23 protein-coding genes are annotated in these 26791 nt (G+C 54.8%); 11 read left to right on the forward strand and 12 right to left on the reverse strand.

Annotated elements, in window-relative coordinates:
- Positions 1–12 precede the first annotated feature (12 nt).
- The 5 genes from B3511_RS20435 to B3511_RS20455 all read right to left on the reverse strand — a co-directional run bounded on the left by B3511_RS20435 (position 13) and on the right by B3511_RS20455 (position 5431).
- The gene (locus B3511_RS20435; protein ID WP_286791455.1) at positions 13–1140 is read right to left on the reverse strand and encodes an oligogalacturonate lyase family protein; all 1128 of its coding nucleotides are present in this window, start codon (positions 1138–1140) and stop codon (positions 13–15) included.
- 64 nt (positions 1141–1204) lie between these two features.
- Positions 1205–2491 (reverse strand): ABC transporter substrate-binding protein, encoded by a 1287-nt coding sequence (locus B3511_RS20440; protein ID WP_207292350.1) that lies wholly within the window; start codon positions 2489–2491, stop codon positions 1205–1207.
- Between the two features lie 14 nt (positions 2492–2505).
- Complete coding sequence (locus tag B3511_RS20445; protein ID WP_046887096.1) at positions 2506–3633, reverse strand: ABC transporter ATP-binding protein; 1128 nt, start codon at positions 3631–3633, stop codon at positions 2506–2508.
- Positions 3634–3645: 12 nt separating this feature from the next.
- The gene (locus tag B3511_RS20450) at positions 3646–4548 is read right to left on the reverse strand and encodes a carbohydrate ABC transporter permease (protein ID WP_040074178.1); all 903 of its coding nucleotides are present in this window, start codon (positions 4546–4548) and stop codon (positions 3646–3648) included.
- Complete coding sequence (locus B3511_RS20455) at positions 4541–5431, reverse strand: carbohydrate ABC transporter permease (RefSeq protein ID WP_040074179.1); 891 nt, start codon at positions 5429–5431, stop codon at positions 4541–4543. The genes B3511_RS20450 and B3511_RS20455 overlap by 8 nt, the downstream gene beginning before the upstream one ends.
- Positions 5432–5978: 547 nt before the next feature.
- Between B3511_RS20455 and wzz(fepE) the strand changes: the two genes are divergently transcribed.
- The gene (gene wzz(fepE) / locus B3511_RS20460) at positions 5979–7103 is read left to right on the forward strand and encodes an LPS O-antigen length regulator Wzz(fepE) (RefSeq protein WP_286791459.1); all 1125 of its coding nucleotides are present in this window, start codon (positions 5979–5981) and stop codon (positions 7101–7103) included.
- Positions 7104–7142: 39 nt separating this feature from the next.
- Here wzz(fepE) and B3511_RS20465 read toward each other — a convergent pair whose 3' ends face one another.
- Entirely contained in the window at positions 7143–7466 is a 324-nt protein-coding gene (locus B3511_RS20465; protein WP_040074182.1) for a cupin domain-containing protein, read from the reverse strand.
- Positions 7467–7603: 137 nt separating this feature from the next.
- On the opposite strand from B3511_RS20465, the gene B3511_RS20470 reads away from it, so the two are divergent.
- Positions 7604–8296, forward strand: coding sequence for an aspartate/glutamate racemase (locus tag B3511_RS20470; RefSeq protein WP_286791461.1), 693 nt, complete (start codon positions 7604–7606; stop codon positions 8294–8296).
- Here B3511_RS20470 and B3511_RS20475 read toward each other — a convergent pair.
- The gene (locus B3511_RS20475) at positions 8283–9200 is read right to left on the reverse strand and encodes a LysR family transcriptional regulator (RefSeq protein ID WP_286791485.1); all 918 of its coding nucleotides are present in this window, start codon (positions 9198–9200) and stop codon (positions 8283–8285) included. The two genes, B3511_RS20470 and B3511_RS20475, sit on opposite strands and share 14 nt — an antisense overlap.
- A gap of 120 nt (positions 9201–9320) precedes the next feature.
- On the opposite strand from B3511_RS20475, the gene lysA reads away from it, so the two are divergent.
- Entirely contained in the window at positions 9321–10583 is a 1263-nt protein-coding gene (lysA, locus tag B3511_RS20480; RefSeq protein WP_286791462.1) for a diaminopimelate decarboxylase, read from the forward strand.
- On the opposite strand, the gene B3511_RS20485 is transcribed toward lysA, so the two are convergent.
- The gene (locus tag B3511_RS20485; RefSeq protein WP_207292346.1) at positions 10553–11590 is read right to left on the reverse strand and encodes a LacI family DNA-binding transcriptional regulator; all 1038 of its coding nucleotides are present in this window, start codon (positions 11588–11590) and stop codon (positions 10553–10555) included. The two genes, lysA and B3511_RS20485, sit on opposite strands and share 31 nt — an antisense overlap.
- A 290-nt stretch (positions 11591–11880) precedes the next feature.
- Between B3511_RS20485 and B3511_RS20490 the strand changes: the two genes are divergently transcribed.
- The 4 genes from B3511_RS20490 (at position 11881) to B3511_RS20505 (ending at position 15990) form a co-directional block, all read left to right on the forward strand.
- Positions 11881–13218: a PTS sugar transporter subunit IIC gene (locus B3511_RS20490; RefSeq protein WP_040074187.1), complete on the forward strand. Its 1338-nt coding sequence runs from the start codon at positions 11881–11883 to the stop codon at positions 13216–13218.
- 7 nt (positions 13219–13225) lie between these two features.
- Positions 13226–14653: a glycoside hydrolase family 1 protein gene (locus B3511_RS20495; protein ID WP_286791464.1), complete on the forward strand. Its 1428-nt coding sequence runs from the start codon at positions 13226–13228 to the stop codon at positions 14651–14653.
- A 90-nt stretch (positions 14654–14743) separates the two neighbouring features.
- Positions 14744–15517 carry a GntR family transcriptional regulator gene (locus B3511_RS20500; RefSeq protein WP_040074191.1) on the forward strand — a complete coding sequence of 258 codons (774 nt, stop codon included), beginning with the start codon at positions 14744–14746 and terminating at the stop codon, positions 15515–15517.
- Positions 15514–15990 (forward strand): GNAT family N-acetyltransferase, encoded by a 477-nt coding sequence (locus tag B3511_RS20505; protein ID WP_286791467.1) that lies wholly within the window; start codon positions 15514–15516, stop codon positions 15988–15990. The genes B3511_RS20500 and B3511_RS20505 overlap by 4 nt, the downstream gene beginning before the upstream one ends.
- Here the strand turns inward: B3511_RS20505 and galR are convergent.
- Positions 15951–16967 (reverse strand): HTH-type transcriptional regulator GalR, encoded by a 1017-nt coding sequence (gene galR / locus B3511_RS20510; RefSeq protein ID WP_040074193.1) that lies wholly within the window; start codon positions 16965–16967, stop codon positions 15951–15953. The genes B3511_RS20505 and galR overlap by 40 nt on opposite strands.
- A gap of 622 nt (positions 16968–17589) precedes the next feature.
- Here galR and aas point away from each other — a divergent pair.
- On the forward strand, positions 17590–19749 hold the full coding sequence (gene aas, locus B3511_RS20515) for a bifunctional acyl-ACP--phospholipid O-acyltransferase/long-chain-fatty-acid--ACP ligase (RefSeq protein ID WP_046887089.1): 2160 nt from the start codon (positions 17590–17592) through the stop codon (positions 19747–19749).
- On the forward strand, positions 19742–20935 hold the full coding sequence (gene lplT, locus B3511_RS20520) for a lysophospholipid transporter LplT (protein ID WP_046887088.1): 1194 nt from the start codon (positions 19742–19744) through the stop codon (positions 20933–20935). The genes aas and lplT overlap by 8 nt, the downstream gene beginning before the upstream one ends.
- 81 nt (positions 20936–21016) lie before the next feature.
- On the opposite strand, the gene B3511_RS20525 is transcribed toward lplT, so the two are convergent.
- From B3511_RS20525 to mutH, 3 genes are all read right to left on the reverse strand, one after another.
- Positions 21017–22057, reverse strand: a complete 1041-nt coding sequence (locus tag B3511_RS20525) for an NADP(H)-dependent aldo-keto reductase (protein WP_046887087.1) — start codon at positions 22055–22057, stop codon at positions 21017–21019.
- Between the two features lie 130 nt (positions 22058–22187).
- Positions 22188–22406: a YgdI/YgdR family lipoprotein gene (locus B3511_RS20530; RefSeq protein WP_040074197.1), complete on the reverse strand. Its 219-nt coding sequence runs from the start codon at positions 22404–22406 to the stop codon at positions 22188–22190.
- Positions 22407–22534: 128 nt separating this feature from the next.
- Positions 22535–23227 (reverse strand): DNA mismatch repair endonuclease MutH, encoded by a 693-nt coding sequence (gene mutH / locus B3511_RS20535; protein WP_040074199.1) that lies wholly within the window; start codon positions 23225–23227, stop codon positions 22535–22537.
- A 681-nt stretch (positions 23228–23908) separates the two neighbouring features.
- Here mutH and rppH point away from each other — a divergent pair.
- A complete protein-coding gene (rppH, locus tag B3511_RS20545) occupies positions 23909–24439 on the forward strand; it encodes an RNA pyrophosphohydrolase (protein WP_040074200.1) in 531 nt (176 codons plus the stop codon).
- 12 nt (positions 24440–24451) lie between these two features.
- Positions 24452–26698 carry a phosphoenolpyruvate--protein phosphotransferase gene (ptsP, locus tag B3511_RS20550; RefSeq protein WP_046887085.1) on the forward strand — a complete coding sequence of 749 codons (2247 nt, stop codon included), beginning with the start codon at positions 24452–24454 and terminating at the stop codon, positions 26696–26698.
- Positions 26699–26791 lie beyond the last annotated feature (93 nt).

Genomic DNA, 26791 nt, shown 5'->3' on the forward strand with positions numbered 1-26791 from the left:
GGGGCAAGCAAGTTAAACCGCACACAGATAGAGCGCAGGCATTCCTTCCGTATCTGAGGTGTACAACACCCACTTATTATCCGGCGAGAACGAGGGGTGGGGATGCGTCACCTGACGGTCGCCGTCCAGCACTTTCCAGCTGCTGTTATGTTGGCAAATGGCTTTTTGTGTTCCCTTCTTAATATCGAATACCCAGATAAAAGGATCGTTCAGGTTGATATCGCCCGTGTTGTGCGGCGAGCCGTCGCCGACGATCAGCGAGCCATCGTCGTTGCTCATCAGATGAGAGCAGGGGGGAATGGCCATCAGTTCGCGGTTCTCTAAGGTGGCAGGATCGGCACTGCACAGATAGCGCTGGGCTGCATGCTCTTTGTGCGCCACATAATAGAGAGCGGATCCGTCCGGCACCCAGAATTCATGGGTAAAACTCTCTCCTGCGGCGTGCTGGCGCACTTTGCGCAGGTTGCGACCGTCGGGGTTGATCAGCCACATGCGCGCATCGATAGCATCGCGCGGGCCCTCATGGCAAAAAGCGATGGTATTGTCGTCAAACGGACGATAAATGGGATGCCCAAGCCAGCGCTTCTCCTGCAAAATCACCCTCCTTTCGCCGGTGCGTAAATCGATATTGATTAAGCGGCACTCCGGCTGAGTGAAGTAAAATGCCCGAAACTTGCTCCAGTCGGTGAGGGGTTGCCAGTCGCTCTTTTTAATTTCAATCCCGACCAGCTTCGTGCAGTCGCTGTTGGCCACCCAGGTGCCGTAGGCGACCCAGTCGTCATCGACCTCGTACACCACGTACTCTTCAAGGCTCTCCAGGTCGACGCGCCGGAGCTCGCGGGTCTCTTTGACATACCAGAGCGATTTATCGTCAGCCGATAAAAAGCCGCCAAAGGTGTTATCTCCAGGCCCCTCGGTGAGCTGCATGGCTTGCTGACCGGGGATATCCAACAGATAGTAATTCCAGTGCCCTTCAAAGGCGCCGCCAAAGAGCAGCTTGCTGCTATCGCGGGTGAAGCACTTTTGATAGAAGTAATTACGGTGGCAAATAATATGCGGGGGCGTCATCCGTATGACCTCGTGTCCAGTCTCACTGTCCTGACGCGTCTGAAAATTCAGCGGGATGATTTTGCCTTTCATGGTGTTTTCTCCATAAAAAAATACCCCAACGCATAGGCGTCAGGGTATTCAAAGTAAGTCCTTGTTAGCGCATGGCGCGCTTCAGAATACGTTCAGCCTGACGCTGGAAGTCAGCGGCAGTCTCTTCCACGGTTTTCTGGCCGTAGTCGAGGTATTGCAGGGAGGTGCCGAACTGCGCCACGATCTGCGGATCGTCAAAGTATGGCGATACGGAGAGTTTGGCAGGCAGTGACTGCGCCAGGCGCAGACCCGCTACGGAAGGATCGTTCTCTTTGATGGTGCCGTCTTCCGTCAGATACTGCACTGCCGCTTTACTCAGCGGTACGCCACGTTCCAGGCCCAGAGTATGGACACCCTCTTTGCTGTTCAGCAGGAAGTTAATCAACTTAGCGGCCGCTTCCGGATTCTTCGTCGATTTGCCGATGGAGAGCATCTGTGCCGGTTTAAAGAACAGACCCGCGTCCGTTGCGCCCGGCAGCATTGGGTAGCTACCCAGCTCCAGTTTTGCCGGTGGCTTCAGGTTGTCGGAATACTTGGTGATGGTGGAGTTCCACATATAGGTCCCGCCCCATTCACCCTGGATCCACGGCTTCATCTCATACATGTTGCTCTTACCAAATGAGGCATAGTATTTGGTGTCTGGCATCACGTGGCTATCAACCAGCTTTTTGTAGGTCTGGAAAAATTCCACCCACTGCTCTTTGCTGTAGGAGAATTTTTTCGCCTTTTCATCAACCGCCGGGATGTTGTACTTCTGAGTCATATAAGAGTTCAGCAGCGCCAGGGTGTCCTGATGCTCCAGTACAACCGGGTAATACTGTTTTCCCAGTTTGCTTTCGAAGGTTTTACCCGCCGCCATCAGCTCATCCCAGGTTTTTGGGTAGGTGACACCGGCTTTTTTCCAGGTTTCATCGTTGAAATAGAAGACGCGCGCGGTCACGGAGATAGGGATCCCGTTCAGCTTGCCGTTTACCGTGGTGGACTGCAGCTCTTTAGGATCGAACTGTGCCAGGTCGATAACATCTTTCATTTTGTTCAGGTCGTAGAAGCCCTCACCGGTCTTAGAGAAGATCGGCAGCCAGTTCCAGTTGGTCTGCATCACGTCCGGCTCGGTGCCGCCTGCGATTTGCGTCGTCAGACGGGAGAGGTGTCCGTCCCACCCCGTGTATTCGGCTTTAACGTTGATGTCCGGATTCTGTTTGTGGAACTCTTCAATCGCCTTCAGCGTCACCTGATGGCGGCCATTACCGCCCCACCAGGACATACGTAAATCAACATCCTGCGCCATCGATGGCAAAGCAGTCAGACCCAGGGTAGCGGAGATTGCTGCGCTTAAAAGCACTTTTTTCATTTTTATAACTCCAGTCAGAGAGATATGTTCTGTTCAGATTTCGCGTCAAAGATATGACACTTATTCATGTCGAACTTAAAATACACCTTACGATGAAGCCCCTTTTCAATCATGGGCTTAGCTTCGTCGGAAGGAATGCGGGCTGTCAGTTCATAGTCGGCGACTTTCAGGTAAACAAAGAATTCGTGCCCCATGTTTTCGGCGCGAACCATCTCGCCGCAGCAGCCGCCCTGAAGGAAGGGCTCATCAGAGAGCGAGACAAAGTCCGGGCGAATCCCGTAGAAAATGTCCTGGCCAACGTGGCTCTCGACTTTCTCTTTCAGTTCAGCGCTTAGCGGCATGGTCTGGTCGCCGATGGTCAGGGCGAGCTGGCCGTCCTGGTGCACCAGTTTGCTGGCGCGGATGTTCATCTCCGGCGAGCCAATAAAACCGGCCACGAACATGTTTTTCGGCTTGTGGTAGAGGTTGTCCGGGGTATCTACCTGCATGATATGACCCAGTTTCATCACGCAGATGCGGTCGCCCATGGTCATCGCTTCGGTCTGATCGTGCGTTACGTAGACGGTGGTCGCCGGTTTGCCGGAGGCCTTCAGCTGCTTGTGCAGATCCGAAATACGAATACGCATTGAGGCACGCAGTTTGGCATCCAGGTTGGAGAGCGGTTCGTCAAACAGGAACACATCCGGCTTTTTCACAATCGCACGGCCTACCGCCACACGCTGGGCCTGGCCCCCGGAGAGCTGGCGCGGCAGGCGATCCAGCAACTCTTCCAGTTCAAGGATTTTAGCCGCTTCATTCACCTGCGCCTCAATTTGCGTTTTCGGCAGTTTGCTCAGCTTCAAGCCAAAGGCCAGGTTTTCGCGCACGGTCATATGCGGGTAAAGGGCGTAGTTCTGGAACACCATCGCAATCCCGCGCTCTTTTGGCGCCAGGTTATTGACGATCTTGTCGCCGATGCGCACTTCGCCGCCGCTAATGGTCTCCAGACCGGCCAGCATACGCAGCGTGGTGGACTTCGCGCAGCCGGAAGGGCCGACGATCACCATGAACTCACCTTCAGCTATTTTCAGGTCGATAGCATGTACCGCTTTGAAGCCGTTGGAGTAAACCTTTTCCAGTTTGTTGAAGATAACTTCAGCCATGATATTTCCCTCTTAACCTTTAATTCCGCTGCTGGTTACGCCCTGTACGAAGTAGCGCTGTGCCAGGAAGAAGACAATGATGGATGGCAGAATGGAGATGCTCGCCATTGCCAGAATTTCGTTCCACGGCGCCCCTTCGGTGACGTCGATGGACATTTTCAGAGCCAGTGCAATCGGGTATTTATCCACGCTGTAGACATAGATCAGCGGCCCGATAAAGTCGTTCATGGACCACATGAACTGGAACAGTGCCACGGAGATGATGGCCGGCTTCAGGATAGGTACCACCACGTACCACAGCACCTGAATAGAGTTACAGCCGTCAATCTGCGCCGCCTCTTCCATGTCTCGCGGCACGCCGCGCAGGAACTGGATCAGCATGAAGACGAAGAACCCTTGCGTGGCGAAGGCCAGCGGCAGGTACAGCGGCATATAGCTGTTCAGCATGCCCATTTCACGGAACATCAGGTACTGCGGGATCAGCAGCACGGTGCTTGGCAGCAACATGGTGGTGATCAGCGTCGCGAACCAGAACTTCTTCCAGGGGATCTCGAAGCGGGCAAAGCCGTACGCCACGATGGTGGAGGAGATAATGGTCAGGATCACTTTTGGAATGACATACTTAAAGGTGTTGAGCATGTAATGACCGAAGTTGTACTCGGTGCCGGTTTTCCAGCCATTCACAAAACCATCCCAGGTGGCATGGGCAGGCCACAGGCTCAGGGTGGTAAAGATCTCGTGGTTCGGTTTGAACGACGCCGAGAACATCCACACCAGTGGGTAGAGCATCAGCAGGCCAACAAACAGCAGGATCACATAGCGAATGCTGGCGCTAATTTTTTCACGACGCAGCGTACGGGCCACCTCGCGTTCTGCGATGCTTCTCGCCGTGGAGAGTTGTTGAATATCAGCCATTTTTGCCTCCCTTATCGGCGGAGTAGAACACCCAGTATTTCGAAGACTTAAAGGCGATAGCGGCGAAGACAGCAACGACCAGGAACAGGACCCAGGCCAGTGCGGCGCCATAACCCATGTCAAAGTATTTGAATGCGGTGTCGTAGATGTAGAGCGAGAACAGATAGGTCGAGTAAGTCGGCCCACCGCCGGTGATGACATACGGCCCGGTAAATTCCTGGAACGCCTGGGTCGTCTGCATAATGAAGTTAAAGAAGATCACCGGGGTAATCAGCGGCACGGTCACTTTCATGAACATCTGCCACTTAGATGCGCCGTCGATCATTGCCGCTTCGTACTGGGATTGCGGCACGTTTTGCAGGGCGGCAAGGAAGATGACCATCGCGGAGCCGAACTGCCATACGCGCAGCAGGGTAACGGACATCAGCGCCAGCGAAGGCTCACCAAGCCAGTTGACCGGATCGAGGCCAAATACGCCGATAAAGCTATTTAACAGCCCATCGATGGCAAACAGGGCGCGCCACAGAACGGCAATCGCGACGGAGCTGCCCAGGATCGACGGAATATAGTAAGCGGTTCGGAAGAATCCAATGCCGCGTAATTTAAAGTTCAGGACAAAAGCGATGCCAAGGGCAAAGGCCAGCTTTAATGGGATGGTTAAAAATACATACGCGAAGGTCACGCCCATGGATTTCCAGAAGAGGGTGTCTTCGGTAAACATGTAGCGATAGTTCTCAATGCCGTTAAATACCGGCGGGCTCATCAAATCGTAATCAGTAAAACTGAGGAAGAAAGATGAAACAAATGGGAAAGCAGTAAAGAGTATCAACCCAATTATGTAGGGCGATATCCATGCTAACCCCAGCAGCTTGTTTTCATTCATACATACCTACCTGGCGATCAATGGTTTAAAAAACGGAATCTGCATTTGTAAAGACTGCTCACGCCTGTGTTCCTTAGCATGAGGGAAAATTTTTAGGGCGATGCGAAGGTTGGTCACCCGTTACCTACTGATTTATAAGTTATTTTCAGAATGCACCTCGCACTGAAGTGTCTGGTTTTCAAAACTTACGAACTGCCTTTCTTGAATACTAAAACATCGTTTTATTTTATTTTATTGCTATTTATTTCCGCGTCATTCGGTTAATGATGGAAATGTGATCGATGTCGAAACGCTGTTTCAATAAGGTGATGGGGCTGGCATTTTTGCGTCATTTCAAAAAATTGCACTCGCCAAAAGGAAGAGGAGGGTGGGGCATAACGGAGAGATTTTATAGCAGCAATCCTTTTGTTGGATGGGCTACTAAATTTGATAGCCCATCGACAGATATACCATTCAGGCGTTCAGATTATTCTTAGTTTCTTGTATCATCGGGATCCCCGTAATTTGCAAGGCAGAAATGCACTGCACCTTTAAAAGAAAAACGGTTATGTCATCTATGGATACCAACAAACACACGGACCTCGATTTCCCTCGTTATGCCTCCCCGGCAGTCAATACCCGAGAAATAGACCTTCTGGAGTTGTTACAGACCCTTTTTGCAGCCAAAAAGCGCATCGTGGCAATTACCTTCGCGTTTGCGTTGGCCGGCCTGGCAATCGCGTTTTTACTCCCGCAGAAATGGACCAGTAAAGCCATTATCACCCCGGCAGAACAGACACAGTGGAACCCGCTGCGCCAGATGATGGTTGCGTTACAAGTCCTTGATGTTGACGTTAAGGTGGACCGACCGGAAGTGTTCAAAATGTTCATTAAAAAATTCCAGTCGCAGTCCCTTCTCGAAGAGTACATGGCGAGTTCCCCCTATGTAGTGGGGCAGTTGAAAGGCACAGAGGTGGATCCCCTGACGCTGCATCGCGCGGTGGTCAGCATCGCTGACAGAATGAAAGCAGCCGATAACACCTCCGCAAAAGATACGGATAAAGCACCCTATATTTCCTGGACGTTGAGCTTTACCGCGCCAACAGCAGCCGATGCGCAGACCGTGCTGGAGGGCTATATCAACTACGTCTCTCGCATCGTCGAGCAGGAGACAATGCAGAACATACGCAACCAGATCGCGCTGAAAACCAAAGTGGTAAAAGAGCAATTGCAGCTTGATAGGGTGCGCCTGATCAATGTCCACAACACCAATCTTCAGCGCCTGCATTACTCGCTGGAGGTCGCTAACGCGGCGGGCATCAAAAAGCCGGTCTACAGTAACGGGCAAGCCGTGAAGGATGATCCTGACTACTCAGTGGCGTTAGGCGCTGACGGTATCGCGCAGAAACTGCAGATTGAAAAAAATATCAAGGACGTGGCTGAACTCAATGCGGACTTCCAGAACCGTCAATACTATCTGCAACAGCTGGAAAACCTTTCTATTGAAGATGTGAACGTAGAGCCGTTTAAATATCAGCTTTCCCCTTCTATGCCGGTGAATAAAGACGGCCCGGGTAAAGCGCTCATTGTACTGCTGGCGGGATTACTGGGTGGGCTATTCGCTTGCGGTAGCGTACTGTTGAACCAGGCATTAAGTTCCCGTATTCCACTGCCCGAGGCGGTAGCGGCATAAAGGCAGGAAAGAAAAGGGCGCTTAATCGCGCCCTCTTATTTACTTCAGAAAGTCTTCGCGCACCGGCGTGAAGGTATCCAGCAGCGTACCGGGCTTCAGACAGACGCAGCCGTGCATCACATGCGGTTCTTTATAGAGCGTATCGCCAGCGGTCACGATATGTTTTTCATCACCGATAGTGAACTCAAACTCGCCAGACAGCACATAGGTCAGCTGCTCGTGCGGATGGTTGTGCATCGGGCCAATTGCCCCCTCCTCAAAATTCACCTCTACTGCCATCATTTTGCCATCGTGAGCCAGAATGCGGCGCGTCACGCCGTTGCCCAAATCGTCCAGGCGGGTCTCTTTATGAAAAATAAACATGGTTGTATCCTGATATAGAGTGAAACGTTGTTTCAATTAACTTATCTCAGCCCGTATAAAAAGAAAACGTTGAACCAAGGAACTGGAAACTCGATCACAAGTTTGCTTCACTGAGGAAAACCAGAAAGGGGAGCAGAATGAAAACGATCGGTCTGTTGGGCGGAATGAGTTGGGAATCAACCATTCCCTATTATCGTTTAATCAATGAGGGCGTAAAGCAGCGCCTGGGTGGTCTGCACTCTGCGAGTCTGCTGCTGCATAGCGTGGACTTTCATGAGATCGAAGCCTGTCAGTCAAGCGGCGAGTGGGACAAAGCCGGAGAGATGCTGGCCAGCGCGGCGCTGGGCCTGCAGCAGGCGGGGGCCGAAGCTATTCTGCTCTGTACTAATACCATGCACAAAGTTGCGACGCATATTGAAGCGCTTTGCCCGCTGCCATTTCTGCATATTGCCGATGCGACCGGGCGGGCGATTACGACATCCGGCATGTCGCGCGTGGCACTGCTGGGCACCCGCTATACCATGGAGCAGGACTTTTACCGGGGCCGTCTGACGTCGCAGTTTGCCATTGAAACGCTGATCCCCGATGAAGCAGACCGCGCGCGCATCAATGAGATCATCTTTGCAGAGCTCTGCCTCGGCACCTTTAGTGATGCCTCGCGCGACTATTATCTTAGCGTGATCGAGAAACTGGCGGCGCAGGGGGCGGAAGGAGTGATCTTCGGCTGCACCGAGATTGGCCTGCTGGTGCCTGCTGAGCACAGCCCCATTCCGGTCTTCGATACGGCGGCGATCCACGCGGCAGATGCGGTGGAATTTATGTTGTCCTGAGAAGATCGGCCGTAAACTGTTTTGCCCCCTGCTGTAACCAGCCACTGAATGCCTCCACCAGGGCGGAGGCCGGGCGGTGCAGCGGGCGGACCAAACTCACCGTGAACGGCACCGAGAGGCTAAACGGGCGGATAACCACTCCGCTTGCCGCATACTCCAGCGCCGTGAGCGGATTCACTACCGAAATTCCTACCCCTGCGCGCACCATGGCGCAAATCGATGCTGCGCTGTGGGTCTCCACCACCATCCGGCGTTTAACCTGATGCTCGCTAAAGAGCGAATCCAGCAGCTGGCGATAGCTGTCGGTGCGCGACAAGCTAATGTAGTTCTCACCCTGAAAATCGGCGGGGGTGAGCACGCTCTTCTGACTGAGCGGATGCCCTGCGGGCAGCACGCACACCTCATCCAGCGACAGCAGTTCAGTACGTTCCGTTCCGGCAGGGGTGAGCAAGGTTTCCGTCAGCCCCAGATCGTGTCGCTGGGCGGAAAGCCACTCCTCAAGTAGCGGGGATTCTTGCGGCACGATAGTGAGATTGACGTCGGGATAGCGCGTCAGAAAGGGCTGTAACAGCGTCGGTAAAAAGGACTGGGAAAAAACCGGCAGACAGGCGATCGACAACTCTCCCTGGCGGAATTCACGCAGGCTTTCGGCGGCGCTGACAATCCTGTCCAGCCCGTACCAGGAGCGCTGGACCTCTTCAAAGAGCCGCAGCCCTTGCACCGTAGGATGCAGACGCCCGCGGCTTCGCTCAAAGAGCGTCAACCCAATTACCTTTTCAAAGCGCGCCAGCTCGCGGCTGACCGTGGGCTGCGAGGTGTGGAGCAGACGTGCGGCCTCGGTCAGGTTACCGGCGGTCATCACGGCGTGGAAGATTTCGATATGGCGTAGGTTAACGGCGGGCATAACGGTGGCCTGTGGCAAAAAGTTATCCATATCATTTTTGCATAGACTGACGATAAAACGATATTTTTTATTCGGTTCGCACTGTGGCGTAATCATAAAAAACCTGTACCGGAGAAGACCATGCCACGCTCGTTACACAACACAGACACCGCCCTCAACGCCGAGAATCTGCTGCGCCTGCCTGCGGAGTTTGGCTGCCCGGTCTGGGTTTATGACGCACAGATCGTTCGCGAAAAAATCGCCGCGCTGCATCAGTTTGATGTGGTGCGTTTCGCTCAGAAAGCGTGCTCAAACATCCATATCCTGCGCCTGATGCGCGAGCAGGGTGTCAAAGTCGACTCCGTATCGCTGGGGGAGATCGAACGTGCCCTGGCGGCGGGTTATGATCCGCAAGCCGATGGCGATGCCATTGTGTTTACTGCCGATCTGATCGACAGCGAAACCCTGGCCCGCGTGCATGAACTGCAGATCCCGGTTAACGCGGGCTCGGTAGATATGCTTGCCCAGTTAGGGGAGGTTTCGCCTGGTCATCGCGTCTGGCTGCGCGTTAACCCCGGCTTTGGCCATGGCCACAGTCAGAAAACGAATACCGGCGGCGAGAACAGTAAACACGGCATCTGGTATAGCGATCTGCCGGCGGCGCTGAAGGTATTGCAACAGTACAACCTGAAGCTGGTGGGCATTCACATGCACATTGGTTCTGGCGTCGATTACGGCCATCTGGAGCAGGTATGCGGTGCCATGGTGCGTCAGGTCATGGATTTCGGGCAGGATCTGGAAGCGATCTCTGCGGGCGGCGGCCTCTCTATTCCGTATCGTGAAGGGGAAGAAGCGATCGATACCGATCACTATTACGGTCTGTGGAGCGCCGCGCGTGACAAAATTGCCGCTCACCTCGGCCATCCGGTGAAGCTGGAGATCGAACCAGGGCGTTTCCTGGTGGCAGAGTCCGGCGTATTGGTGGCACAGGTGCGTAGCGTCAAGACAATGGGTAGCCGCCACTTCGTACTGATCGACGCAGGATTCAACGATCTGATGCGCCCGGCAATGTACGGCAGCTATCATCACATTACCGCGCTGGCTGGCGACGGGCGCGATTTAACCCAGGCAGAGCAGGTAGAAACCGTGGTCGCCGGGCCGCTGTGTGAATCCGGTGATGTCTTTACCCAGCTGGAAGGCGGCAAGGTCGAAACCCGTTCGCTGCCCGCCGTAGTACCGGGAGATTATCTGGTACTGCATGATACGGGGGCCTACGGTGCGTCGATGTCTTCTAACTACAACAGCCGCCCGCTACTGCCGGAAGTGCTGTTTGATAACGGCGCGGCACGCCTGATCCGCCGCCGTCAGACGATTCAGGAATTACTGGCGCTGGAACTCTTCTGATCATACTCCGGCCCTGGCGCGACGGAGTCCCGGATGACGAGCGTGCCGGTAAAGGGCGGGATCGCCTCGATCGGCTGGTCATTCGCCAGCCGGATTGCCTGATCGATAGCCGTGGTGATCATATTGTCGATCGGCAGATAGACGGTCGACAGGGCTGGCTCCAGCCATTTCGCGCAGGGGGCGTCATCAAAGCCGAACAGAGAGACATCCTGCGGAATACGCAGCCCCGCCTGGTGCAGCGCTTTCGATGAGCCCAGCGCCATATCGTCGTTACAGGCAAACAGGGCGGTAAACTTCACGTTTTCGGTAAGCAGTTCGCGGCAGAGTTCATAGCCCCGCGTCATCCCGGCGTCGCCATATTTTACCCGGCTCTCCTCCCACGCAATGCCGTGTTCTTCCAGCGCTTTACGATACCCCATCAGGCGCGCTTTCCCGGTCGGCGTATGGATCGGTACCGTCATACAGGCGATCTCCCGATGCCCCTGGCGAATCAGATAATCCACGGCTTTATACGCCGCATCCTGCTGCTCGAAGAAGACGCAGCGATCGCGGGCCTGGCTGACGTCACGGTTGATGACAATAAGCGGCATCTTCACGCTGTTGATCAGCGCCATAATGGCTTTTTCGCTCATATACCGGGTATAGAGGACGATGGCGTCGCACTGACGATCCGCCAGCATCTGCACGGCTTCCTGCTCCCGCTCGGGCGTGTCGTGGCCATCGGTAACAATCAGCTGCTTGCCATGCGTTTCTGTCTGACGCGAGGCTTGTTGCAACAGGCGGCCAAAGTAGAATCCGTCAAAGGTGGAGACCACCAGGCCAATACTGTTGCTGGTACGGTTAGCCAGCGAGCGGGCAAGAAAATTAGGGCGATAACCCAGCTCTTCCATCGCTTTGAACACTTGCTGCCGCGTACTCTCTTTGACCTGACCTGTGCCGTTCAGCACGCGCGATACAGTGGCTTTTGATACGCCCGCACGCAGTGAGACATCCAGCATTGTTGCCATTCGTTATTCCTGCATTCCCGTTATAAAAGCAGTTTATCACAGACGTTCCGGCGCTTAAGCCGGGCGGGTAGGGCAAAACCCCCATCATGATCACGCTTTTTGCCACCCGCGGCATCGCGGGCGATAAGTGGTATACCAAAGTGTATCTAAATCACAATCTGGGATACCTCTTACCGCGTTGCGAGCCAAGTCACAGAACAATATGACGCTGAAAGCTATTTTTGGTATGCCAATAGTATCCGGCTGTACACCTTATTCAATAAAAGCCCTTTTACTGAGGTATTACCCCTATGGCCTTACAGGAAAAACTGATCGATTCTCTGGGCAGTTTCGCCACCAAGTTCAACAGTTATCGCTACATCATGGCGATAAAATCCGCTTTCATCACCTTAATGCCGGTCATCATCGTTGGGGCATTTTCGGTGCTAATCTCCAATATGGTGCTGGATCCGAAAAACGGCCTGGCCAGCTTTCAGTCGCTCTCGTTCCTGGCGGCGCTAAAGCCCATCACCAGCGCGCTTAACTACGCCACCCTTAACTTCCTGAATATCGGCGCCGTGTTCCTGATCGGCGTCGAACTGGGGCGGATCAACGGCATTAAATCGCTCTTTCCGGGGCTGCTGGCGGTCATCTGCTTTATTTGCGTTACGCCAACGACGGTAGAGATGCTGGTGGATGGTGAAATGCACGTGGTAAAAGATGTGCTGCTGCGCCAATTCTCTGACACCCGCAGCCTGTTCCTCGGCATGTTTATCGCGATTCTGTCGGTAGAGATCTATTGCTGGCTGGAGACCCGCCCCGGGCTGAAGATCAAAATGCCCGACACCGTGCCGCCTAACGTTTCTGCCTCTTTTTCTGCGCTGATCCCGGCGATCATCACCACCACCGCTATTGCCACCTTCGGCTTTGTCTTCCATCAGCTGACCGGTATGTATCTGTACGATGCGGTTTATCAGGTGGTGCAACAGCCGCTTGAACGCGTGGTGCAAAGCCTGCCGGGCATTCTGCTGCTGATGTTTGTGGCCCAGCTGTTCTGGGTGATCGGCATTCATGGCAACCAGATGATCAAACCGATCCGCGAGCCGCTTCTGCTGGGGGCCATCACCGTAAATATGAGCGCGTTTGAGCAGGGCAAAGAGGTGCCCAATATCATTACCATGCCGTTCTGGGATGTCTATATGAGCATCGGCGGCTCCGGCCTGACGATCGGGCTGCTGATCGCGGTGATGATCGCCACCAAACGTAAAGAGATGAAAGAGATCGCCAAGCTCTCGATTGGCCCCGGCATTTTCAATATTAACGAACCGGTGATCTTCGGTATGCCAATCATGCTCAACCCGATTCTGGCGATCCCGTTCATCATCACCCCACTGGTGACGGGCTCTATCGGCTATTTCGCCACCGTAACCGGTTTTGCCGGCAAAGCCGTGGTGATGGTGCCCTGGACGACGCCGCCGCTGATTAACGCCTGGCTCTCTACGGCGGGCTCGATGGGGGCGGTGATTACCCAGTTGATCTGCATTGTGACCGCGATACTTATCTATCTGCCCTTTGTGAAAATCGCCTCCCGCCGCGCAGAGATTGCCGCGCAGCAGGCCCAGAACCAGCAGGCGACCCATAACGCATGAGGATTTCATGAGCATAAAACGCATTAGCATCCCTCAGGATTTTATCCTGGGGGCGGCGGCCTCCGCCTGGCAGACTGAAGGCTGGAGCGGCAAGCGAGAGGGACAAGACTCCTGGATTGACCTCTGGTACAAAAATGATCGCCACGTCTGGCATAACGGCTATGGCCCGGCGGTGGCCACCGACTTCATCAACCGCTTCAGGGAAGACGTGGCGCTGATGAAACAGGCGGGACTGACCCATTACCGCACGTCCATCAACTGGTCGCGCTTTTTAATCGACTATGAAAATGCCGTGGTCGATGAGACCTACGCCGCCTGGTACGATGAACTGTTCGCCGAGATGCATCGCCAGGGCATTGAGCCGATGATCTGCCTCGAACATTACGAACTGCCTGGCACCCTGCTGGAGACCTACGGCGGCTGGGGATCGAAGCATGTGGTGGAGCTCTTCACCCGGTATGCAGAGCAGGTCTTCGCCCGTTATCACAAGGTCGTGAAGCGTTGGTTCACCTTTAACGAGCCGATCGTTGTACAGACCCGCGTCTATCTGGATGCGCTGCGCTGGCCCTACGAGCAGAACACCGGCACCTGGATGCAGTGGAACCATCACAAAGTGCTGGCGACAGCAAAGGTGGTGAAACTGTTTCGCGAAAAAGGCTACAGCGGAAGCGTGGGCTGCATACTCAACCCGGAGGTGACCTATCCGCGCTCACGCGCAGCGCATGACGTGCGGGCGGCAGAAATTTACGATCTCTTCTACAACCGGGTCTTTCTCGATCCGCTGGTTCACGGGCGTTACCCGCAGGCGCTGTTCTCCCTACTGGCACAGCACGATGTGCAGTGGGAATACAATGAGCAGGAGCTGGCGCTAATTGCGGATAACACCGTCGATGAGCTGGGCATCAACCTTTATTACCCGCACCGGGTTAAGGCGCCCTCCAGGGCCTGGCATCCTGAGACACCTTTCCATCCGGCCTATTATTACGAGCCTTTTGAGCTGCCGGGGCGGCGCATGAATAAATCCCGCGGCTGGGAGATTTATCCGCGTATTATTTATGACATGGCAATGCGCATCAAAAACGACTATCGCAACATCCCGTGGTTCGTTGCCGAAAGCGGGATGGGGGTCGAGAACGAGAGTCAGTTCCGCAACCGTGACGGAATCATAGAAGATGATTACCGGATCACGTTCATCAGCGAACATCTTTATTACACGCTACTGGCGCGGGAAGAGGGGGCGAACTGTCACGGCTACATGCTGTGGGCGTTTACCGATAATGTCTCGCCAATGAATGCCTTTAAAAATCGCTACGGCCTGATTGAGATCGATCTCGATAATCAGCGCGCCCGGCGGCCCAAGAAGTCGGCGAGTTGGTTCCGCCAGCTGCGTGATGAGCGTGTGCTGGCGCTCACTCTCGACGAAGAATGGAAGTAGGCGAAGAGCGTGCCAGTTCTGGTAACATAGCGCACAAACTGGCCGGGCGGATGCCCGGCCGACGCATTAACAAAGAGTACAGGTGATAACGTGGATAAGGCTGTCGTCCCGGCGGAAAAGAAGCAGTACCAGGAGATTGGCGAGGATCTGCGCCTGCAGATCATCCAGGGGCACTATCCCGTGGGATCGCGCCTGCCGCCGGAGCGTAATATCGCGGAAACCTACGGGGTGAGCCGTACCATCGTCCGTGAAGCGCTACTGATGCTTGAACTACAGGGGACGGTGGATATTCGCCAGGGGTCTGGCGTGTATGTGATGCGCATTCCGGAAGAGCACGAAAACGAAGAAGAGCGTTTCCTCAATAGCGACGTCGGCCCGTTTGAAATCCTGCAGGCCCGGCAGTTACTCGAAAGCAATATCGCCGCTTTCGCCGCTAAAATGGCCACCCGCGCCGATATCGACAACCTGCGGCGGATCATTGAGCAGGAGCAGCGGGCGATTGCGGCTAATGATAATAGCCAGGACAACAATAAGATGTTCCACCTGGTGCTGGCGGGCGCCACGCAAAACCAGATGCTGCTGGCAACGGTCGAAAGCGTCTGGCACCACATGGACAGCAGTCCACTGTGGCAACAATTTAATGTGCATATTGCCAGTCGCGCCTATCGTCTGAAGTGGCTCGGGGATCGGCAGACGATCCTGGCGGCATTGCGTCGCCGCGACGTGATGGGCGCCTGGCAGGCCATGTTTCAGCATCTGGAAAACGTCAAAAAGAGCCTGCTGGAGCTTTCTGACGAAGACGCACCGGATTTTGACGGCTATCTGTTTGAGTCGGTGCCCCTTTTCCAGGGCAAGCTGGTATGACTATTCAGCCTCTGTACGCAGCCCCCCAGCATGCGGGGCAGGTCGCGCAGTGGTTGTGGCAGGCCTTTGGTGAGGGATTACCGCAGGCGTTCTTCGCCAGTATCGTCCAGCACAGCCAAACGCCCGGGGCACTGCCGCTGACCTTTATCGCCACCGACGGCGAGCGTCTGCTGGGCACGGTGGGGCTCTGGCGCTGCGATCTGATTAGCCGTCAGGATCTCTATCCCTGGCTGGCAGCGCTGTATGTGGATGAAGCCGCACGCGGACAAGGGCTGGCGGGACAACTACAGGATTATGTACGACGTTGGGCGACAGAGGCCGGGTATCACGAGCTGCATCTCTGGTCTGCCTGCCGTGACTTTTACGAACGTTACGGCTGGCAGTATATCGGCGATGGGCTGGAGTACCCGGACAAAACGGTGCACCTCTACCGTTATTCGCTCACCGCCTCGGCGGGTGGCGTAACGGAGTGACGGCGCACCAGCGTCGGGCTAAAGACATGGGTGATTTCTGGCGGCTGGCGTTTCTCAGCAAGGGAAAGGGCCAGCTCTGCAGCCTGGGTTGCCATGGTAACAATCGGATAGCGCACGGTGGTCAGCCTTGGCCGCACATAGCGCGATATTAAAATGTCGTCGAAACCAATCAGTGAGATCTCGCCCGGCACCTCAACGCCATTATCGTTCAGCACCCCCATCGCCCCGGCGGCCATTGAATCGTTATAACAGGCCACCGCGCTAAAATTACGTCCGCGTCCCAGCAGCTCGGTCATCGCCTGCTCCCCGCCGCTCTCATCGGGCTCGCCGTACGTGACCAGCCGATCATTGCAGGGCAGGCCGTTTTCACGCAGCGCGTCGTAATAGCCTTGCAGACGATCGTCAGCGTCTGAAATTTGATGGTTAGAGCAGAGATAGCCGATGCGCGTATGGCCTTGTTGAATAAGGTGGCGGGTAGCGAGCCAGGCGCCGTAACGGTCGTCCAGCGCCACGCAGCGCTTCTCATAGCCCGGGATAATGCGGTTGATAATCACCATGCCGGGGATCTGCTTCATCAAATGAATGAGCTCTTCATCGGGCAATACTTTGGCGTGCACCACCAGCGCCGCGCAGCGATGGCGAATGAGTTGTTCAATGGCCTGACGCTCTTTTTGCTCGCTGTGGTAGCCGTTGCCAATCAGCAGGAAATTACCGGTCTGGTAGGCAACCTGTTCCACGGCTTTCACCATGGCACCAAAGAACGGATCGGAGACATCGCCCACCACCAGACCGACGGTGTCGGTAGACTGCTGAGCAAGGGCGCGGGCATTGGCATTAGGGTGATAGTTGAGGGACTCCATCGCCGTCAGTACCGCCTGGCGAGAGGCCTCGCTGGCTTTCGGGGAGTCATTGATAACGCGCGAGACAGTGGCGACAGATACTCCAGCCAGCCGGGCCACATCCTTAATTGTCGCCATTTAACACCTTCAGTATTGGGTAAGCGTTTACACACACTAACAGTGTTGCGGAAAAGCGAGGTCTATTCAAGCCTGGGAAAATCGTGGCGATCACAAAAGCAGGAGTTATCAACGAAAACAGTGTAATCGTTACACGGCAAGGCGTTTCAGGAGCGTGTGATTATGAATCTTTGCTTACACTTTGGCGCAGGCTGTTGCGATTGTTCGCTGGCTGGCGTCCGGCCCCCCTTGCTACATTCTGGATCCCAGAGGTATTGATAGGTGGAATCAACGTCAGTTGATGAACCGCGTTACACCAGCCTGCGTTCTTACGCAGGTTTTTTTTTGCTTGTAACTCAATATGTAACAGGCGGCGGAAATATTCACACCTGGTTGCACTTAGGCTCATTCGCTTGCGTTTTCACGCTGGCGAAGCCCGTGCCCAACAGCCACAATCAAGATCCCAGAGGTATTGATTGGTGAGAATTCTTGGTACGTACTGCGTACTCATCTCTTGCACCAACCTGCGCAGATGCGCAGGTTTTTTTTTGTCCGGATATAGCTGTCGCCCCTGCCGCACTTCTCGTGTAATCTGCCACAATTTATAGTCATCCCATACATTGTCAGGGCAAAGGGAGTTGAAATGCTTTTTGGGTTTTTTCGCACACTCTTCCGTATTCTTTTCCGCATCCGCCTCACGGGCGATACTCAGGCGCTTCGCGCCGAGCGCGTACTGATCACACCGAACCACGTCTCATTTATTGATGGTATTTTACTGGCGCTGTTTTTGCCGGTGCGCCCCGTGTTTGCCGTCTATACCTCCGTTAGCCAACAGTGGTACATGCGCTGGCTTACCAAAGTGATCGACTTCGTGCCGCTCGACCCCACCAAACCGATGATGATCAAACATCTGGTGCGTCTGATTGAGCAGGGTCGCCCGGTGGTGATCTTCCCCGAAGGGCGTATCTCTATTACCGGCTCGCTGATGAAAATTTATGACGGCGCGGGGTTTGTGGCGGCTAAATCCGGGGCAACCGTGGTACCGCTGCGTATTGAAGGGGCGGAGCTGACTTATTTCAGCCGTCTGAAAGGGTTGGTGAAACAGCGCCTTTTCCCGCGTATTAGCCTGCATATTCTGCCGCCTACTCATTTGCCGATGCCTGAAGCGCCCCGCGCCCGCGATCGCCGCAAAATTGCTGGTGAGATGTTGCACCAAATCATGATGGAAGCACGCATGGCGGTGCGTCCGCGCGAAACGCTGTATGAATCACTGCTCTCGGCCCAGTATCGTTATGGGGCGAAGAAGAACTGTATTGAAGACATCAATTTCGCGCCGGATACCTATCGCAAACTGCTGACCAAAACCCTGTTCGTAGGCCGCATCCTGGATAAATATAGCCAGCAGGGCGAAAAAATTGGCCTGATGCTACCGAACGCAGGGATCAGCGCCGCAGTGATTTTCGGGGCGGTCTCACGCGGGCGTATCCCGGCGATGATGAATTACACCTCCGGGGTGAAAGGGCTTACCAGCGCCATCACCGCCGCCCAGATCAAAACCATCTTTACCTCACGCCAGTTCCTCGATAAAGGCAAGCTCTGGCATCTGCCGGAACAGCTGACGCAGGTACGCTGGGTGTTCCTGGAAGATTTAAAAGCCGATGTCACAACCGGCGATAAGCTGTGGATCTTTGCGCACCTGCTGGCCCCGCGTCTTGCGCAGGTCAAACAGCAGCCAGAAGATGCGGCGATTATCCTGTTCACCTCCGGTTCTGAAGGCAACCCAAAAGGCGTGGTGCACAGTCATAAAAGCCTGCTGGCAAACGTAGAGCAGATTAAAACTATCGCCGACTTCACGGCAAAAGACCGCTTTATGTCTGCGCTGCCCCTGTTCCACTCTTTTGGTCTGACCGTTGGGCTCTTCACCCCACTGTTGACCGGTGCGGAAGTGTTCCTTTATCCGAGCCCGTTACACTATCGCATTGTGCCGGAGCTGACCTATGACCGTAACTGCACGGTGATTTTCGGTACCTCGACCTTCCTGGGTAACTATGCTCGCTTCGCCAATCCGTACGACTTCCACCGGATTCGCTACGTAGTGGCGGGGGCGGAAAAATTGCAGGAGAGCACTCGCCAGCTTTGGCAGGATAAATTTGGCCTGCGCATTCTGGAAGGCTACGGCGTTACCGAGTGTGCGCCCGTCGTGTCGATTAATGTGCCGATGGCCGCGAAGCCGGGCACCGTCGGGCGTATTCTGCCGGGTATGGATGCACGTCTGATGGCCGTGCCGGGCATTGAAGAGGGGGGGCGGCTGCAGCTAAAAGGGCCGAACGTCATGAACGGTTATCTGCGGGTTGAAAACCCGGGCGTACTGGAAGCGCCGACGGCAGAGAACGTGAACGGCGAGGTCGAGACCGGCTGGTACGACACCGGGGATATTGTTCGTTTTGACGAACAGGGCTACGTGCAAATCCAGGGCCGGGCGAAGCGTTTTGCCAAAATTGCCGGCGAGATGGTGTCGCTGGAGATGGTTGAGCAGTTGGCTCTCTCTGTCTCTGCCGATAAACTTCATGCCACTGTCGTAAAAAGCGATGCCAGTAAAGGTGAGGCGCTGGTGCTTTTCACGACCGATAGCGAGCTCAGGCGCGAGCAACTGCTGCAGCATGCTCGCGAGCACGGCATTCCGGAGCTGGCGGTACCGCGTGATATTCGTTTCCTGAAACAATTGCCGGTGCTGGGCAGCGGTAAACCCGATTTTGTGACCCTGAAAGGGATGGTTGAAGAGGCGGAACAACCACATGCGTGAGTCAGTACACACTAACACTTCCCTGTGGTCGAAAGGGATGATGGCGGTGACCGCCGCCCAGTTCCTCTCTGCATTCGGCGATAACGCGCTGCTGTTTGCCACCCTGGCGCTGCTAAAAGAGCAGTTCTATCCGGACTGGAGTCAGCCGATCCTGCAGATGGTGTTTGTGGGTGCTTACATCGTTTTTGCCCCCTTTGTCGGGCAGGTGGCTGACAGCTTCCCGAAAGGCAGAGTGATGATGTTCGCTAACGGCCTGAAGTTGCTAGGCGCAGCCAGCATCTGTTTCGGCGTTAATCCCTTTATTGGCTATACGCTGGTGGGCGTTGGGGCGGCAGCTTACTCGCCGGCTAAGTACGGCATTCTGGGAGAGCTGACGACCGGCGATAAGCTGGTGAAAGCCAACGGCTTAATGGAATCCTCCACTATTGCCGCGATTCTGCTGGGATCGATGGCGGGAGGTGTGCTGGCCGACTGGCACGTGCTGGCGGCGCTGGGCGTGTGTGCCGTTGTCTATGCCGGGGCGGTGGTGGCAAACCTCTTTATTCCGCGTCTTCCGGTTGCTCGTCCGGGACAATCCTGGCGCTTTACGCCAATGACGGCCAGCTTCTTTAATGCCGTGCGCGTACTGTGGCATAACGGTGAAACGCGTTTTTCGCTGCTGGGAACCAGCATGTTCTGGGGGGCCGGGGTTACGCTACGCTTTCTGCTGGTTCTGTGGGTGCCAGTTGCGCTTGGCATCACGGATAACGCCACGCCAACCTATCTCAATGCGATGGTTGCGGTAGGGATTGTGGTGGGCGCTGGCGCGGCAGCCAAACTGGTGACGCTGCAAACGGTGGCGCGCTGTATGCCTGCGGGGATCCTCATCGGTGTGGCGGTGCTGTTCTTCACGTTACAACACGCGCTGTTGCCCGCCTATGCGCTGTTACTGCTGATCGGTATGTTCGGCGGTTTCTTTGTGGTGCCGCTCAATGCGCTCTTGCAGGAGCGCGGCAAGCACACCGTAGGGGCGGGGAATGCGATTGCGGTACAGAACCTGGGCGAAAATATTGCGATGCTGCTGATGCTGGGCCTTTATTCGCTGGCGGTGAAGGTGGGAGTGCCGGTGGTGGGTATCGGTGTGGGCTTTGGCGCGTTGTTTGCGCTGGCGATTGCGGCGCTGTGGATTTGGCAGCGTCGGCGGTAAACCTGTGCGGGCTGATGCTTTCTCCATAAGAGAGAGGGCAGAGACGAAAACGGCAACCTCTGGGTTGCCGTTTTGCTTTTGTTATGGGGCGGGATAGGTATAAACCTGATGCACCGCTTCAATCTCGGCTAACACCTCTTCACTCAGTTCGAGATGCCGGCTTTCAACGTTGGTTTTCAACTGCTCCAGCGAGGTTGCGCCCAGCAAGGTGCTGGCAACAAACGGCTGACGGCGAACAAAGGCCAGCGCCATCTGGGCAGGATCCAGACCGTGACGTTTCGCGATATCGACATACGCCGCCACCGCTTTTTGCGACTGCTCGCCGCTGTAGCGGGTAAAGCGGCTAAAGAGAGTATTCCGCGCTCCGGCAGGTTTCGCGCCGTTAAGGTATTTACCCGTCAGGGTGCCAAAGGCCAGACACGAGTAGGCGAGCAGTTCCACCCCTTCATACTGGCTCACTTCCGCCAGACCCACTTCATAGCTGCGGTTCAGCAGGCTATAGGGGTTCTGGATAGTGACGATACGCGGCAGATCATGCTTATCGGCCAGGTGCAGATAGCGCATCACGCCAAACGCGGTTTCGTTAGAGACACCGATATAACGGATCTTTCCGGCGCGCTGGCACTCGGTCAGCGCTTCCAGGGTTTCGAGCAGGGTCACCACCGGCGCGCTGTCGGCCCAGCTGTAACCCAGCTTGCCGAAACAGTTAGTTGGTCGCTGCGGCCAGTGTACCTGATAGAGGTCAAGGTAATCGGTCTGCAGACGCTTCAGGCTGGCATCCAGCGCTTCGCGAATGTTCTTGCGATCAAGGATCTGATTCGGGCGGATCCCGCTGTCATTGTTGCGTGACGGCCCGCTGACTTTAGAGGCGAGGACCAGCTTCTCACGGTTGCCATGCTTTGCCAGCCAGTTGCCAACATAGGTTTCCGTTAAGCCCTGAGTCTCGGGGCGCGGCGGCACCGGGTACATCTCTGCCACATCAATCAGGTTTATCCCCTGACTGATGGCGTAGTCGAGTTGAGCATGGGCATCGGCTTCGCTATTTTGTTCACCAAATGTCATGGTGCCCAACCCCAGTTGACTGATTTCCAGTGAGCTATGGGGGATACGGTGATAATGCATAGCCGGCTTCCTTTATAGTGACTTATAAGATGGGTCAGGAACCTCCCGACAAAGGAATATAAACATGGCAGAGGGGAAGCAAAAGGGGAAGAGAAAAATCAAAAAGGCCAGCGGGCGCTGACCTTAATCTTTATCGTTCAATAATTTGTGAAACTTCATCGCGGTTAATCTGCATCGAATTTCCTTGCTGATCGCGGTAGCTCACCAGACCGGTATCATCGTCGACTTCGGGTTTGCCGTCAGTCAAAATCATCCGACCGTCCTTTGTCGCCATGACGTAATCGCTACTGCAACCAGAAACGGCAAACGCTAAACCAACAGCTGAAATGATCACTGCCCATTTTTTCATATCTACCCCCTTTAACTGGCTCAAACTCTTCTTAGTGTAGTAATAACTTAGAAGTTACGAAGCCGAAAGCAGTAAAATCTTAAAAATACTCATATTGCGGGCGATATAACGAAAATGGCCATGAAAAACTATGTTTTCAACAAAAAATGGCGGGCCAACAAGGCGCCGGTGAAATTCTTTTTCAGGTAAAAGCCGCGCGGAAGGGTCAAAATGGGCTCGCCATGTGTACCAATGGCCTCGGTCAGGGCTTTGCTATTGGCGGCTTTAGGACGCAATTGCAACACCTCTCCGTGACGCGCAGTAATACGCTCAACCTGGCCAAGGACAATCATATCCATCAACTCTTCCCAGTCCAGCCGCAGTTGCCGATCTTCTTCTTCGTCAGGGCTCCAGATCAGCGGCGAACCGATTCGCCGTTCTGCCAGTGGAATAGCCCGATCCCCTTCAACCGGCACCCACAGGACGCGGTTCAATTTATGCTTCACGTGGCTGGTTTCCCAGGTGATCCCGGTATTCCCCGTCAGTGGTGCCACACAGACAAAGGTCGTCTCCAGCGGTTTACCCTGACTATCCACCGGGATGGTTTTGAGTTCTACCCCGAGCGCCGCAAAATCCTGCTCCGGCTTGCTGCCGGCGCTGGCACCCAGCCACACCTCCAGCAAGAGACCGATCCAGCCTTTATCACGCTTCAGATCCTGCGGAATGGGTAAACCTGCAAGCCGCGCCAACTCTCCCAAAGAGTAGCCTGCCAGCCGCTGGGCCTGGGCCATTAACTGTGCTTCGCTGTCAGGTGGAGAGCTTAACGGTACGAGGGAAAACATAACGAACCTATTGGTTAAAAAATGAGCAGTTGTTATACGCGATCGAGAATGAGTTTATCCCGTTCTGTATAAAGAAAACAGACCAATGATTTATAACGATTTTCTTAACCTTTTAAGGCGAAATTTTTCGGGCACGAAAAGGTTGTTCAAATCTGGTCACTGACAATGAACAGGATCTTACACCATGTTATCCACAGAAAAGTGGGATAAGTGGTGATAACCCTGACTACTGGTTCCATTTACAGCCTTGACGTATGGTCAAAATCGAAAAATCAGACAAAATGTGCCTAACTTATTGGCACAATCTGTGGATAAAACCGACGCTGGTGGATCTTTCATCAATACAATGATCTTGCTTGTGACCTGCATCACATTAGCCGATGTTATGCAGTGAATTAACAGGTTAATACCCTGTATTTAAAGCTTTTGTTTGGGTGCCATTTTTACGTATCATTAAGAGTATTCTGGGTTGTCCATCGGTAATTCCATACTTCTTCACAACTCTATCCACAGAAAAAGTGAATAAAATCGTCTTCCGGCTCGGTCATCTGTTTATAACTCAGATGAAATTTGTGAGTTATTCAAATGTTATTACGCCGCAGGGCTGTAAGAGAGTGGTTTACCGCCTCACTGGAGTGTGAAACAATCATTTCTATATAAAGTTTAGTTTGAGGTAGTCCGGTGATTGATGACGATGGCTACCGCCCGAATGTCGGAATCGTAATTTGTAATCGTCAGGGGCAGGTGATGTGGGCCCGCCGATATGGCCAGCACTCCTGGCAATTTCCCCAGGGTGGGATAAACCCCGGAGAGACCCCAGAGCAAGCGATGTATCGGGAGCTGTACGAAGAAGTTGGCTTAAGCCGGAAGGATGTTCGTATCCTTGCTTCGACCCGCAACTGGTTGCGTTACAAATTACCAAAACGTTTGGTGCGTTGGGACACAAAGCCGGTATGTATCGGCCAGAAACAAAAATGGTTTCTTCTGCAACTGGTGAGCAGCGACGCAGATATCAACATGCAAAGCAGTAGCACGCCGGAGTTCGACGGTTGGCGCTGGGTTAGCTACTGGTATCCTGTCCGTCAGGTCGTGTCGTTTAAACGCGACGTTTACCGCAGGGTAATGAAAGAGTTTGCAAGTGCCGTCATGACGCTTCAGGAGGCCCCTCCTAAGCCGCAAAGTGCACCTGCCTGGCGACGTAAAAGAGGTTAAGCTACGCACATTATGCTCACCCGCCTGCGAGAAATAGTCGAGAAGGTGGCCAGCGCTCCACGGCTCAACGAGGCGCTGGATATTCTGGTCACTGACATCTGTCTTGCGATGGAAACTGAGGTCTGTTCGGTCTACCTGGCCGACCATGATCGGCGTTGTTATTATCTGATGGCCACGCGAGGTTTGAAAAAACCACGCGGCCGTACCGTCGCGCTTGCATTTGATGAAGGTATCGTCGGGTTGGTTGGGCGCCTTGCTGAGCCTATCAACCTGGCGGATGCGCAGAAACACCCCAGCTTTAAATATATCCCCTCCGTAAAAGAAGAACGCTTCCGGGCATTTCTGGGCGTTCCCATTATTCAGCGTCGTCAGCTGCTTGGCGTGCTGGTCGTTCAGCAGCGCGAACTGCGTCAGTACGACGAAAGTGAAGAGTCTTTCCTCGTTACGCTGGCCACGCAAATGGCAGCCATTCTCTCCCAGTCCCAGCTCGCGGCGCTGTTTGGTCAATATCGCCAGACGCGCATACGCGCGCTGCCTGCTTCGCCGGGCGTCGCCATCGCCGAAGGCTGGATGGACGCAACCCTGCCGTTAATGGAGCAGGTTTACGAAGCCTCTACGCTGGACACCGCCCTTGAGCGAGAGCGACTAACCGGCGCGCTGGAAGAGGCAGCCAGTGAGTTTCGCCGCTACAGTAAACGCTTTGCCGCCGGTGCGCAGAAAGAGACGGCCGCCATTTTCGATCTTTACTCCCACCTGCTGTCAGATGCGCGTCTGCGTCGGGAGCTTTTTGCTGAGGTGGATAACGGCTCGGTGGCCGAGTGGGCGGTCAAAAAGGTCATTGAAAAATTTGCCGAGCAGTTTGCGGCCCTGACCGATGGCTATCTGAAAGAGCGGGCAGGGGATCTGCGTACGTTGGGTCAGCGCCTGCTCTTCCATCTTGACGACACCATTCAGGGACCCAATACCTGGCCTGCACGCTTTGTGCTGGTGGCCGATGAGCTGTCAGCGACTACGCTGGCGGAGCTGCCGCAAGATCGCCTCGCCGGGATTGTCGTGCGCGACGGGGCAGCTAACTCGCATGCTGCCATCATGGTGCGCGCGCTGGGGATCCCAACGGTTATGGGGGCAGACATCCAGCCTTCAGTACTGCATCGCCGTACGCTGGTGGTGGATGGCTATCGCGGAGAACTGCTGGTCGATCCTGAACCGGTAGTCCTGCAAGAATATCAAAAGCTTATTGTTGAAGAGAATGAGCTGAGTCGTCTGGCAGAAGACGATGTTAACCTGCCCGCTGCGCTGAAAAGCGGCGAGCGAATCAAAGTCATGCTCAACGCCGGCTTAAGCCCGGAGCATGAAGAAAAGCTGGGTAGCCGTATCGACGGCATTGGACTTTATCGCACCGAAATCCCCTTTATGTTGCAAAGCGGCTTCCCGTCGGAAGAGGAGCAAGTCGCGCAATATCAGGGCATGCTGCAGATGTTCAATGATAAACCTGTCACGCTGCGTACCCTTGATGTGGGGGCGGACAAGCAGCTCCCGTATATGCCGATCAGCGAAGAGAATCCCTGCCTCGGCTGGCGCGGGATCCGGATTACGCTCGATCAGCCTGAGATCTTCCTGATCCAGGTGCGGGCCATGCTACGAGCCAACGCCGCGACCGGCAATCTCAGTATTCTGCTGCCGATGGTTACCAGCATCGACGAGATTGACGAGGCGAAACGCCTGATCGAACGTGCCGGGCGCGAAGTGGAAGAGATGATCGGCTATGCGATCCCGAAACCGCGTATCGGGGTGATGCTTGAAGTACCCTCAATGGTGTTCATGCTGCCCCAGCTGGCTTCTCGCGTCGATTTTATCTCCGTGGGCACCAACGATCTCACGCAGTACATGCTGGCGGTCGATCGTAACAATACCCGTGTGGCGAGTATCTACGACAGCCTACACCCGGCCATGCTGCGTGCGCTGGCGATGATTGCCCGGGAAGCAGAACAGCAGGGTCTCGACCTGCGACTCTGCGGCGAAATGGCCGGTGATTCGATGTGCGTAGCGATTCTCGTCGGCCTGGGCTTCCGCCACCTCTCCATGAACGGGCGTTCCGTGGCGCGCGTCAAATACCTGTTACGCCATATTGAATATGAAGACGCGCAGCAGTTGGCCCAGCGCAGTCTCGAAGCCCAACTGGCGACAGAGGTACGTCATCAGGTTGCGGCCTTCATGGAGCGCCGTGGGATGGGGGGCCTGATTCGCGGCGGGCGCTAAAAAGCGATACCCTCCCGGTGACGAGAGGGTATACATATCTTTTACAACTTCACCACCGCGTCGCCGTCTCCCTTGTGCTATGATTCGCAACCC

Source organism: Leclercia sp. UBA1284 (assembly GCF_002308415.1).
Lineage (GTDB): Bacteria > Pseudomonadota > Gammaproteobacteria > Enterobacterales > Enterobacteriaceae > Enterobacter > Enterobacter pneumoniae.